The following is a 10,780-nucleotide window of genomic DNA, read 5'->3' as shown; positions in this document are numbered from 1 at the left end:
GTCGAAGCACACCTGCTCGAACTCCTCGGCATCGATGAAACCCGACCCCGCTGGCTACAGACCTAAACCCCCATGTGCGAAGTCTCCGGCTAGCTGGGACAGGAGGGCGGGCACTCCGGCACAGGTCAGCCAACGCGCCACTCTGTGGGGGTGTCCTGCCGCGGCGAGAGCCGAGTGGAAGTTCTGCCGCTGTGCGGGGACCGCTTGGTCTTGTCCACCGAGAGCTTCGGCCAGTTGTTTTTCAGTCGCCTGACCATGGAACCGATGAGGTAACGGCCACCCGCCGCCCACCGCCGTGCGGACGGTTCCTGGCGCGCCTGATCCGCGACGCCCGGTGGGGGCTCGGCGCACAACCGCCGAGCCCCCGTCCCGCTCTCCTGACACCACGGTCGAGCGTGCGGGACCCGGCGGGCAGGTGCTTCCCGGTCGGGGGAAGGGCGGGAAGCAGCCCACATCCCGCGATCTCATGCCGCGCAGCGGGAGTCACACACTTGGTAAACGCAAACGGAAGGCGGCGGGTTCACGAGAAGTCACGGTTTCTCTCACTGTCGGCCGGCCGGCTCTCCGTCGGCGCCCTGCTCGACGCCACCCGTGAGCCGCCGGTCGGCTTTCAGCAGAAATACGCGCTCCCCGGCCCGTAGCCCGACATCGCCGCTTCGGCCGCCCACGTCCACATCTGCGTGGCGTCGGGCCATCCGCTGCCGTCGGCCGTACCGGCGGCTCGGGACGATGCGGGGCCGGAGCGGGCACCGACGCGGCGGGACAGGGACCGGCAGTGCTCGACACTGCGTGCGGCGCTGTGCGTCGTGGAGGCCATGTCCTTGCCCGTCTGCTCGGTCGGCCCCGTCCGTGCGGGCGGTGCCGGTGTCTGCCTTGGTGGTGGGCAGCGGGCCCCGTGCCGGGGGAAGGAGCACGGGACCCGCGGTCTGCGAGTCAGAGGAGCGCCTACGGCCGCTCGGGCCGACTGAGAACATCCTCCACGCTCGTCACCCTTTTGGGTGGTGATGCACCCATGGTGCAACTTGCATCACCCGTCAAGCTAGTTACGAATGAATGAGGCGTCGGCCGCGCCGCCGGGGCTCGGAGTGAATCGGAACGGAACCGCCGTTAGCGGGGGTTCTCGCAGGTCTGCGCGGACATGTTGTTCGGTGGCCAGATACTCGCAGTGCTCCGGCACCGATTTCAGGCGCGGGCGCTCGTCCTCGGCGAGGGCGCGGACGACAGTGCAGGACGTGGCGCAAGACGCGCCCCGCCCCCTCAGCAGCGCGCGCCTTCCCGCACTTCAAGGAGCGGCAGGCCCGCCGCGTACCGCCGGAAGAAACCGGCGGTCGGAGTGTCCGCGGTCGCGACGGCGTCCGGAGTGCCCTCCGCGACCACCGCACCCCCGTCCGGACCGGCTCCCGGCCCCAGGTCGATCACCCAGTCCGCGGACGCGGCGACGGGAATGTCATGTTCGGCCACGACGACGGTGTTGCCCGATTCGAGCAACACATCGAGCGCATCCACCACACGCTGGATGTCGGACGGGTGCAGGCCCGAGACGGGTTCGTCGAGAACGACGAGGCCGGCCTTGCGGCCCGCGGCACCGCGCTGGATCGCGGACGCCAGCTTCAGCCGCTGCGCCTCGCCGCCGGACAACTCTGTGGCGCTCTGGCCGAGCTGGAGATAGCCAAGCCCGACCTGGTTCAAGGCTCCCAGAGTTTCCGCGAGTTGCCGGGGTTCGGAGAACTGCTCCACCGCCTCGGCGACGGTCAGCTCCAGCACCTGATCGATGGCCAACCCCTGATACCTGATTTCCAAAGCCTCCGGCTTGTAGCGCCGACCCGCGCACGCGTCGCAGACCACCCACACATCCGGCAGGAAGTGCATGTCGACCAGCTTGCGGCCATAACCGGTGCAGGTTTCGCAGCGGCCGCCACCCGCGGTGTTGAAGCTGAACCAGGAGGCCTTGACCCCGCGTCCGCGCGCCACGTCGGTTTCGGCGAACAGCTTGCGGACAATGTCGAACGCCTTGCTGTAGGTGGCCGGGTTGGACCGCGGCGTCCGTCCGAGCGGTTCCTGATCGATGACGGCGACCCAGTCGAACCCCTCGAGGCCGGTCACCTGTCGCACCGTGTCGGTCGTCGTCCCGTTCAGGGCGGCCTCCACGCTCGCCGCGAGCGCGCCGAGCAGGCTGCTCTTGCCGCTGCCGCTCACCCCGGTCAGGCAGGTGAGCCGACCGGCAGGGAAACGCACGAGGTCCGCGGTCACGTTGTGCGCACGCAGGCCGTGCAGCTCCACCCAGCCGGTGTCATCCCCGGCCGGACGGCGGGTCCGGCGCAGCCGCGGCCCCTCACCGGCCAGATAGCGTCCGGTCAGCGACGTCGGGTGGGCGGCCGCGTCGGCGGGAGGCCCCGACACCAGGACCTCACCTCCGCGGCGGCCCGCGCCGGGCCCCATATCGATCACCCAGTCGGCCCGGGCGATCAGTTCAGGGTCGTGCTCGACCAGGAGCACCGTGTTGCCGGCCTTGCGCAGCTCCAGGGCGATGTCGAGCAGGTGCGCCTTGTCCGCCGGATGCAGCCCGGTCCCCGGCTCGTCCAGGACGAAGACGATGCCGCTCAGCTCGGTGCTGAGCTGCGCGGCGAGCCGGGTTCGCTGCAACTCACCCCCGGACAGCGTCGCCGCGCTCCGGGACAGCTGGAGATGGGCCAGGCCGAGCCGGTCGAGGATCCCGAGTCTGCGGCCCAGGTCCTGCAGCAGCGGCTCACCCACCTCGCGCTGCCGGGCGTCCAGGTCGCCCGCCACGCGCTTCGCCCAGCTGCGCACCTCCCGTACTTCCACCTCGAGCAGGTCGGGATAGGTCAGCCCGCCGAGCCGCACGGACCGGGCCACCTGGTCGTACCCACTGCCGCCGCAGGTGTCGCACGGCTGCTTGCGCATGTACGGCAGGTAGCGCTGCTTGGCGCTGGCAGTCTGGGCGTTCACGAACACCCGCTCCACCTCGGCGAGCGCGCCCCTCAGCGGCTGGCTCGAGGTGTAGGTCATCACGGCCGTCTCATTCTTGTTCGGTATGTCGACGGTCGTCTCGACCTTCTCCTCACCCGTGCCGTACAGCACACAGTGACGGAACTCCTCAGGCAGCGACTGCCACGGCCGACCAAGGTCCACACCCCGCTTCTCGGCAAGCGCCGGTACAAAGGCGTGCTCCCCCGACCGCCACTTCGCGTACCAGGGCGAGGCCCCCTCGAAGAGCGGAAGCTCCGGATGGGTGATGACCAGGTCCTCCTGCGCCTGCCAGCGCCCGCCCACCCCGTGGCAGTCCGCACAGCTCCCTTCCGGCGCATTGCGGTCGAAATGAGCGGTCATCAGATGCCCGTCCCCACTCTCCGCCGCCGGGTCCGCGCCGATCCCCGGAAGGCGCGAGTACAGCAGCCCCAGATGCCCGTCGATGCTGGTGATCGTCGCGACCGTGGACCGGGGGTTGCGGTTCAGACGGCGCTGGTCGACCGCAAGCGTCGCGCCGAGTCCCAGGATGCGGTCGACCTTCGGCCGATTGCGCTGGGTGATGTACTGCCGCACGAACGGCGAAAGCCCCTCCAGATACCGCAGCTGCGCCTCGTTGTGCAGGGTGTCGATGGCCAGCGAGGTCTTGCCGCTGCCGCTCACTCCGGTGAAGGCGACGAGCCACCCCTTGGGGATGCTCACCGACACGTCCCGCAGATTGTTGGTACGAGCCCCCACCACCTCGATGGCCTCGCGCCCCATACTCCCGACGTCCCGTACGAACGCAGTCAACCTTCGTCCACCCTCTCGCAACACAGCAGAACATGGGCGAGCAGGCCCCCGCCCATGCCGAACAAACCGATCACGCCACTACGCGGCGGCCGCTCGTCGTCAATGGCGCCGAGCGGCAGCTTCACCAGATCTCTCAGCGGCCGGTCTCGATGCGGCCCGTGCTGCGGATCAGGGCCGGGGCGCCGCAGTGAGCTTCGCGATGTCGGGGGCGTAGACGGTCATCCAGTGCGGATGCAGCCGGTAGTAGACCACATCGTTGTCCCAGTCGAAGAAGTCGTCGCCGTAGAAGTCCTTGAGGTAGGCGAGCAGGTCCGGCCAGTCTGCGGCCGGCTCGCCGGGCCGGGGGTTGAGGATCTCCACCGTGCCGTGCGTGAACACGCCCAGGTCCTCACCGCGCATGTGCGCGGCGCTGACGGCGGGCCGGGCGGCAAGATGGCGGGCCTTGGCGGCGCCGCGCGCCGTGCCGAAATGCCACTTTCCGCGTAGGAAGTGCCCGTCCACACCGCTGATCCGCGGCTCGCCCTTGCCCGTCACGGTGGACAGGGCGAGGGTGCACATGCCGGTGAGGACCCGGGTGAGCTGCTCTGCGGTCAGTGTGCGCTCGGTGTTGATGATCGAGCGGAGGTGCGAGGTGGAGCGGGAGAGGGAGGCGCCGAGGAGGGCCTGGAGCTCTTTGAGATCTTCTGGTGTTTCGCGCATTGAGGTCCTTGTCTATCCGCGGGGCCCGGCCCACGCCCACATCGGTGCCGACCGGTGAACCCATGGTCCTTCTAAAACCGGACGTCTTGTGTCATGTTTTTCATCCGGCCTGCGGACGCCGCCGGGCCGCCTGGCCAGAGACCTTCCTCTGGACTTTGTCCCCAGCCGCCCAGATCGGCGAACGGTCGGTCAAGTCGTCTCGATGACGGCCCCCAGTCTTGCGGCTGGGGTGATGGCCGTAGTACGTGGTGTTGCCCGCCTTGGCATACCGCTTGACCAGCTCCAAAGCCCCGATCACCGGCTGGTGGACGGTGTTGCTGGAGCGGCACCCCAGCACGTTCAACAGCTCCCTCAGCGTCTGCTCGGCCCATCGGGAACAACGGAACGCTCATTGGCGATAGCGAGCCGCCAGGCGGAGAGATAGCGCCAATCACCGTTCCGATGCGCCGTGCGGTCCTGGGCGACGACCGCGCCAGCGGGGTGCCGCCCGGTACGGCTCGATTCCTGAGCTGGTGCTGGACGGTGGGATGTGGTGCCGGCCGACACCGTTCCCTCGGGAGCTACGGCGCCTACGTGGCCGGGAGCAGGCCTGCTACGCCAACGCGGCCAGGCTCGCGGCGAAGGTGGACGGCTTGCACTACGTCGAAGGGATCGCCGATCCCGGTCTGGGCGGCCAGACGGCCTTCGAACACGCCTGGTGCGTTACGCCCGATGGCCGTGTCGTCGACCCAACGTGGGACGATGACCCGCCTGCGGTTGCGTTCCTCGGGGTGCCGCTCTCCGGGACACTGCACGCGGTGGTGGTTCGGCCGCCGGTGAACGCCGGTCCGCCGACAGGCCCTCACCGCATATCCTCCGGGGCGGGGCGCTGTCACGTTGTTGAGTGAGTACGTGTCTGCCTGTGTGTCGGGGCGTGGCGGGGGCCGGGTTCCGGGCCGGTGTTCGGACCGCGGTGGGCAGGCCGGTGGCGCGGGTGATGTGGTCCCAGATGGCGAAGCGGATGGTCATCTCGGCCCCGTGGTCGTATGCGGTCATCAGGTGGCGGCGGGGCCGGAATGAGGTGAGATGCCGCTGAACGCCGACAGGAACCGCTGCGTCCCGCCGACGGAGCGGAAGCCCTTCATCCGCGCGTTCGCGTTGCCGGGTGGGCTGGTGGCTGTTCTCCGCCCGGTTGTTCAGACCGTTGTGGGATCGGTGCTCCACCGAGGGCATGACCTCGCGGTGGGCGGCGTCGTAGGAGCACAGCTTGTCGGTGACGACCACCCGGGGCACCGTACGGGTCTTCTTCAGGCGGCGGAAGAACCGCCTGGCCGCGGCGGTGTTCCGGCAGTTCTGCACGAGGATGTCCAGTACCGTTCCGTCCTGGTCGACGGCCCGCCACAGGTACTTCTGCTCTCCGTTGATCCTGACGAAGACCTCGTCCAGATGCCATGTGTCACAGGGACGGGGCTGCCTGCGGCGCAGCGCACTGGCGTAGCTCTGCCCGAACTTGGCACACCAGCGGCGGACCGTCTCGTACGAGACGACGACGCCGCGCTGCAGCATCAGCTCCTCAACCTCACGCAATGACAGCGGGAACCGGAAGTACAGCCACACGCAGTGGGAGATCACCTCGACCGGGTACCGGTGCCCCTTGTACGACGGAGGCACAAACGACACCAGCGATCCCCTGCCCAGGTTGACGCAACCACTTGGTTGCCATAATGTGGCAACCAAGTGGTTGCTATATCTATGGAGGTAGTCATGGCATTCCCTGATCGCATCGAGCGGACCATGGAGATCGCGCACACGCCGGCCAAGGTGTGGGCGGCACTCACCACGGCCGAGGGACTGAGCGCCTGGTTCGGCCAGCAGGCGGGGATCGATCTGCGCCCGGGCGGCTCGGCCTGGATGAAATGGGACGGCGGCCACACCGCCGACATGCGGGTGGAACGGGTGGAGGAGCCGACGGTGTTCGGCTACACCTGGAAGGTCCCGGGGCTGCCCGAGGACGATCCGCGCCGCACCTATGTGGAGTTCACGCTCGAACCGGTCGCCTCCGGCACCCGGCTGACGGTGGTCGAGACCGGCTTCGCCCAGCTCCCGGACGAGGTCCGCGGCAAGGAGTACGACGACCACACCAAGGGCTGGACGCACGAACTGGGCGAACTGGTCGACCACCTCGATGCCACGGCCTGACACCGAGGCGATCGCCGAACAGGTCTTCGCCGCCCTGGCCGACCCTAGTCGGCGCGCCATCCTGGCCGCGCTGGCTTCGGGAGGGCCAGCCACGGCCACGGACCTGGCCGCGCGGCTGCCGATCACCCGGCAGGCGATCACCAAACACCTGGCCCTGCTGGCCGAGGCCGGCCTGGTGACGGCCGAACCGGGCGAGCGGCGCCGGGTGCGGTACCGGCTGTGCTCCGCGCCGATGCAGGTGGCGCAACAGTTCCTGGCCGCGCTGGCGCGCGACTGGGACGGCCCGCTCGGCGCGCTGAAGGACCACCTCGACGACCAAGCGCGCGGATCCACGTGACCGGGACCGGCGCGGAAGGAGATCCGATGGTGCACGCCGAATCCCAGCGGCCGGCCGAGCCGACGATCGCGGCGGGGGTGGCACTCGGGCTCGCCGCGGCCTGCTGGGCGGTCTCGCTCTGGCTGATGCGCGGCATGGACATGGGGCTCGCGACCAGGCCCGGGTCGTCTGGGCTCTTCGCCGCGACATGGACGACGATGATGGCGGCGATGATGCTGCCGGGCGCGGCCCCGGCCCTCGTCAGGCATGTCCGCCGGAACGGCGGGTTGCATGGTGCGCTGCCGTTCACCGGGTCCTACCTGGCCGTCTGGGTACTCGCAGGCGTGGTGGCGTACGCGCTGGACCGGCCACACGGGTCGACGGCCGCGGGTTGTACTGCGTCGGCTCCGGCATCGGGCTGATGGCGATGCTGGTGGCACTGGACGTGATGAGCCCGCTGTGGATGTCGGTGGTTGCCGTCCTCATGAGCGCCCAGAAGCTGCTGCCCGCGAAGAGCGCGATCGACGTTCCGGCGGCCTTGGCGATCATCGGGCTCGGACTGGTGATCGTCGTCGCACCCTTCCTGGTCCCGGGGCTCGCACCACCGATGTGACGGCAGGAAAGCAAGACAAGTACATCGAAAAGAAACAAGAAACAAGATAAGGAGACAGACGATGACGACTCATAAGACGGGGACACGCGAGGAATGGCTGGCCGCGCGGCTGGAACTGCTCAAGGCGGAGAAGGAGTTGACCCGGCGCGGTGACGAGCTGGCCCGGCAACGGCAGGAGCTGCCCTGGGTCCGGGTGGACAAGGACTACCGCTTCGAGACCGACGAGGGCACGGTGTCACTCGCCGACCTGTTCCAGGGACGCTCGCAGCTGCTCGTCTACCATTTCATGTTCGGGCCCGACTACACCGCCGGATGCCCGTCCTGCTCGGCGATCGCCGACGGCTTCGACGGCTCCGTGGTCCATCTCGCCCACCACGACGTCGCGTTCTGGGCGGTGTCACGGGCCCCGCTCGCCAAGCTCCACGCGTACCGGCAGCGGATGGGCTGGAGCTTCCCGTGGGCGTCGTCCTACGGCAGCGACTTCAACTTCGACTTCGGGGTGGCACACACCGAGCAGGAGTGGGAAGCGGGAGCCGTCGCGTACAACTTCGGTGAGCAGGACCTGCGGCCGGCGACGGCCGACGAGAAGGGTTCCCGCGACGCCTTCACCCAGTCGATCGTAGACACGGACTGGCAGACGTACCGGCGAGAAGGCCCCGGGATGAGCGCGTTCGCCCTGCAGGACGACGCCGTCTACCACACCTACTCGTCGTACTCCCGCGGCCTGGACGGCCTGTGGGGCATGTACCAGTGGCTCGACCGCGCCCCCCTCGGCCGCAACGAGAACGGCTTCTGGTGGCGCCGCCATGACGAGTACGACAACCAGTGAGCGAGGTCACTGAAGTTGCTCACTGAGCCTCCTCTCACTTCGAACTCGCAGGTCATTGAGGCTGGTGTGACTTACTGATCTCGTACTCGGGCGGGTCGCGGGCGGTTGCCTGCTCCCGAGATCGGCTATCAGCGGGCGACTTCGGTGTTGGTCAGCACGAGCAGCGCCCGCAGCAGCGTGGTGGCGTGTCGGGCGTTCAGGCGGAGCTTGGTGAGGATGCGCCAGACACCTCACCACACCAACGCGTCAAGCCGCGGCGGCGAGTTCGGGCGGGAACGCGGTGTGTTCGTCGAACAGCTTGCGGTGCTGTAGGCAGTGGTAGAGCTGGCCGATCATGCGGTTGAAGAGGTTTCGCAGGGCGGCTGCGTGCCAGTCTCCGTGCCCGTCGCATCGTCTGCGGTAGTGGGCCTTGGCGCCGGGCGAACCGTTCGGGGCGGAGAAGGCCCAGAGGTAGCCGGCGTGGTTGAGCCGGTCGTTCTTCACCCACCGCCGCGTGATGGATGACTTCTTGCCGGAGGCTCTGGTGATGGGCGAGGAGCCTGCGTATGCCTTCAGGCCGCGGGCGTCGGTGAAGCGTGTGCGGTCGTCCCCGATCTCAGCCAGGATCCGGGCGCCGAGCTGGATGCCGAGCCCGGGGAAACTCAACAGGATCTCGGCATCCGGGTGTTAAGGGAATGCGTCTTCCACCGCCTCGGCGAGCTGGTTGGCAGCGGTGCAGGCGGCGTTGAGCTGGACGAGCAGGGCGAGCATCTGTTTGCCGAGGGCGGCCTCGACGAGCGGCGGTTGGTGCCGGCCGGGCTACGTCGCAGAAGAACCCCGGCCGGCACACCCGAGGGCAGCGCCCGAACCTCACGCCTCACGCCCGCTCAGCGCCGCGCGTCCCCCAGCGCGAGCAGACTGGTCACCTCGGCGATGGCCTCCGCCGACGGCTTGAAGTACCGTCGGACGTTCTCCGCATTCTTGTGCCTCGACTTGGCCATCAGCATCAGCAGGGACGCACCCTGCTCCCGAGGTGGGTCAGTGAAGAGTGCCTTGTGTCCGTAGAGACCGTGTGCAGGGATGGGGGGTGTCGCTATTCGCCTGGGTGGACTCGGTGCTGCGTTTGCGACTCAGCCACTGAGGCCGTGTCGCGAATCGACGAGGTCTGAGTGACGCGCATCACATCTTTAAAGTGTCCTGGAGAGCCGCCTGGGCGACGTGTGACGCGCCGGAACCAAGACGGCTCGTCCGATATCAGTTGGTCTGCTTCCAGGCAGTGAGCTGGAAGAGGCGAGAGGTGTGCATGTAGGGCGGGCGGGCTGTAGTGGCGAGTTCAAGGCGTTCCAGGTCGGCGTAGAACGCCGGATCACGCTTTCGTTCCTCGTCGGTGATGTAGTCGCAGAAGCTGCGGATGCCGTAGTGGCCGATGTCCCGGCAGCCGAGGTTCTGCAGGATGGGGATGGTCTCTTCCGCCGTGTGGAGCGTTAGCGCCGAGTTGAACATCTCGGTCCGCGCCTGACCGGTGTCAAGGGCGGCTAGCGCGGCCGCAGGGTCCATGTCCCGGACGGCGATGTTCAAGGGCGCCGAATGCCGGTTGATCGCCATGACGGAGATCAGACCCCCGGGCTTCAGCGGGGCAAGCGCCGCGGTGAGCATGCCCGGGACGTCGCCCATGTATTGCAGGAGGTTGTGACAGAGCACCACGTCAAAGGCGCCGTCGATGAGGTGGCGAGGCAGATCGGTCGCGTCGGCCTCGACGCACGTGATCAGCTCTGTCAGGCCGTCGGCCATCGCCCGCTCGGTGGCCGCGGCGAGCATGGCGGGTGCGTAGTCAGCGATAGTGACATGGTGCCCTCGGGCCGCGAGGCGGATGGCGTCGCCGCCGTCTCCGCCGGCAAGGTCGAGCACGCGCAGCGGTTCACTGCCCAGACCGTCGAGGTGTCGGAGCAGGTTGGCTTCAGCGATCGAGTAGCGCAGTCGGCCCCAGGGGGCGTCCTGCCATTCCCGCCAGGTGGTCATCGCGGTGTTGAACTTCTCAGCAGCTTCAGGCATCTGGCGACGATATCCGCCGGGCCGTGGTGACTCCGGGTTCGGGTAGAACAGCAACATGTTCAACTGCACGAGCCGATCGCGGTGGTTCGGGGCGCAGGAAGGCGGCTGACTCGGCTCGTTCCCGCGGCTGTTTCCCGGAGCCGGACGATCTCCTCGTGTTGTGCGGCAAGGCAGGCCAGGACCTGAGTGCGGAAGCCTGTCAGCTCGTCGATGGCCTGCTCCGACTGCGCCAGCCGCTCCCTGGGCGTTGATGCCCCTATGGATGTCAAGCAACGACTCCCGCGGGGCTTGGGTGGTTGGCTGGGGTGCTCGTGGGGACGATGAGCCGGTAGATCTC

11 protein-coding genes and 3 pseudogenes are annotated in these 10,780 nt (G+C 68.3%); 5 read left to right on the top strand and 9 right to left on the bottom strand.

The window, feature by feature from the left end:
* Positions 1 to 610: 610 nt before the first annotated feature.
* From ACIBB8_RS36370 to ACIBB8_RS36345, 6 genes and pseudogenes are all read right to left on the bottom strand, one after another.
* On the bottom strand, positions 611 to 817 hold the full coding sequence (locus tag ACIBB8_RS36370; protein WP_398959530.1) for a hypothetical protein: 207 nt from the start codon (positions 815 to 817) through the stop codon (positions 611 to 613).
* A gap of 440 nt (positions 818 to 1,257) precedes the next feature.
* A complete protein-coding gene (locus ACIBB8_RS36365; RefSeq protein WP_398959528.1) occupies positions 1,258 to 3,777 on the bottom strand; it encodes an excinuclease ABC subunit UvrA in 2,520 nt (839 codons plus the stop codon).
* Positions 3,774 to 3,902, bottom strand: coding sequence for a hypothetical protein (locus ACIBB8_RS36360; protein WP_398959526.1), 129 nt, complete (start codon positions 3,900 to 3,902; stop codon positions 3,774 to 3,776). The genes ACIBB8_RS36365 and ACIBB8_RS36360 overlap by 4 nt, the downstream gene beginning before the upstream one ends.
* Positions 3,903 to 3,945: 43 nt before the next feature.
* A complete protein-coding gene (locus ACIBB8_RS36355; RefSeq protein ID WP_398959524.1) occupies positions 3,946 to 4,476 on the bottom strand; it encodes a pyridoxamine 5'-phosphate oxidase family protein in 531 nt (176 codons plus the stop codon).
* A 100-nt stretch (positions 4,477 to 4,576) separates the two neighbouring features.
* Positions 4,577 to 4,819 carry a hypothetical protein gene (locus tag ACIBB8_RS36350; RefSeq protein WP_398959522.1) on the bottom strand — a complete coding sequence of 81 codons (243 nt, stop codon included), beginning with the start codon at positions 4,817 to 4,819 and terminating at the stop codon, positions 4,577 to 4,579.
* A gap of 721 nt (positions 4,820 to 5,540) precedes the next feature.
* Positions 5,541 to 6,138: pseudogene (locus ACIBB8_RS36345) on the bottom strand (IS6 family transposase); the annotation flags it as partial.
* Positions 6,139 to 6,219: 81 nt separating this feature from the next.
* Between ACIBB8_RS36345 and ACIBB8_RS36340 the strand changes: the two are divergent.
* From ACIBB8_RS36340 to ACIBB8_RS36320, 5 genes are all read left to right on the top strand, one after another.
* Positions 6,220 to 6,654, top strand: coding sequence for an SRPBCC domain-containing protein (locus ACIBB8_RS36340; protein ID WP_398959520.1), 435 nt, complete (start codon positions 6,220 to 6,222; stop codon positions 6,652 to 6,654).
* A complete protein-coding gene (locus ACIBB8_RS36335) occupies positions 6,641 to 6,991 on the top strand; it encodes an ArsR/SmtB family transcription factor (protein ID WP_398959518.1) in 351 nt (116 codons plus the stop codon). Before ACIBB8_RS36340 ends, ACIBB8_RS36335 begins: the two co-directional genes overlap by 14 nt.
* A gap of 26 nt (positions 6,992 to 7,017) precedes the next feature.
* Positions 7,018 to 7,392 carry a DUF2182 domain-containing protein gene (locus ACIBB8_RS36330; RefSeq protein WP_398959516.1) on the top strand — a complete coding sequence of 125 codons (375 nt, stop codon included), beginning with the start codon at positions 7,018 to 7,020 and terminating at the stop codon, positions 7,390 to 7,392.
* On the top strand, positions 7,392 to 7,583 hold the full coding sequence (locus ACIBB8_RS36325; RefSeq protein ID WP_398959514.1) for a hypothetical protein: 192 nt from the start codon (positions 7,392 to 7,394) through the stop codon (positions 7,581 to 7,583). Before ACIBB8_RS36330 ends, ACIBB8_RS36325 begins: the two co-directional genes overlap by 1 nt.
* Positions 7,584 to 7,644: 61 nt before the next feature.
* Positions 7,645 to 8,412: a DUF899 domain-containing protein gene (locus ACIBB8_RS36320; protein WP_398959512.1), complete on the top strand. Its 768-nt coding sequence runs from the start codon at positions 7,645 to 7,647 to the stop codon at positions 8,410 to 8,412.
* 246 nt (positions 8,413 to 8,658) lie between these two features.
* On the opposite strand, the pseudogene ACIBB8_RS36315 reads toward ACIBB8_RS36320, so the two are convergent.
* From ACIBB8_RS36315 to ACIBB8_RS36305, 3 genes and pseudogenes are all read right to left on the bottom strand, one after another.
* A pseudogene (locus tag ACIBB8_RS36315) lies at positions 8,659 to 9,198 on the bottom strand (transposase); the annotation flags it as partial.
* An 80-nt stretch (positions 9,199 to 9,278) separates the two neighbouring features.
* Positions 9,279 to 9,445 (bottom strand): annotated as a pseudogene (locus ACIBB8_RS36310) (site-specific integrase); the annotation flags it as partial.
* 200 nt (positions 9,446 to 9,645) lie between these two features.
* Positions 9,646 to 10,443 (bottom strand): methyltransferase domain-containing protein, encoded by a 798-nt coding sequence (locus ACIBB8_RS36305; RefSeq protein ID WP_398959511.1) that lies wholly within the window; start codon positions 10,441 to 10,443, stop codon positions 9,646 to 9,648.
* Between the last annotated feature and the right edge of the window lie 337 nt (positions 10,444 to 10,780).

The sequence above is a fragment of the Streptomyces sp. NPDC051286 genome (genome assembly GCF_044455345.1).
Classification (GTDB): Bacteria; Actinomycetota; Actinomycetes; order Streptomycetales; family Streptomycetaceae; genus Streptomyces.
The sequence above is the reverse complement of the archived record's forward strand: the minus strand, read 5'-3'. Positions and strand labels throughout refer to the sequence as shown.

Bases quoted from the DNA above. Each gene is read 5' to 3' on its own strand.
- ACIBB8_RS36370 (WP_398959530.1), bottom strand. From the start codon at position 817: ATGGCCTCCACGACGCACAGCGCCGCACGCAGTGTCGAGCACTGCCGG.
- ACIBB8_RS36355 (WP_398959524.1), bottom strand. From the start codon at position 4,476: ATGCGCGAAACACCAGAAGATCTCAAAGAGCTCCAGGCCCTCCTCGGC.
- ACIBB8_RS36340 (WP_398959520.1), top strand. From the start codon at position 6,220: ATGGCATTCCCTGATCGCATCGAGCGGACCATGGAGATCGCGCACACG.
- ACIBB8_RS36335 (WP_398959518.1), top strand. From the start codon at position 6,641: ATGCCACGGCCTGACACCGAGGCGATCGCCGAACAGGTCTTCGCCGCC.
- ACIBB8_RS36330 (WP_398959516.1), top strand. From the start codon at position 7,018: ATGGTGCACGCCGAATCCCAGCGGCCGGCCGAGCCGACGATCGCGGCG.
- ACIBB8_RS36325 (WP_398959514.1), top strand. From the start codon at position 7,392: ATGGCGATGCTGGTGGCACTGGACGTGATGAGCCCGCTGTGGATGTCG.
- ACIBB8_RS36320 (WP_398959512.1), top strand. From the start codon at position 7,645: ATGACGACTCATAAGACGGGGACACGCGAGGAATGGCTGGCCGCGCGG.
- ACIBB8_RS36305 (WP_398959511.1), bottom strand. From the start codon at position 10,443: ATGCCTGAAGCTGCTGAGAAGTTCAACACCGCGATGACCACCTGGCGG.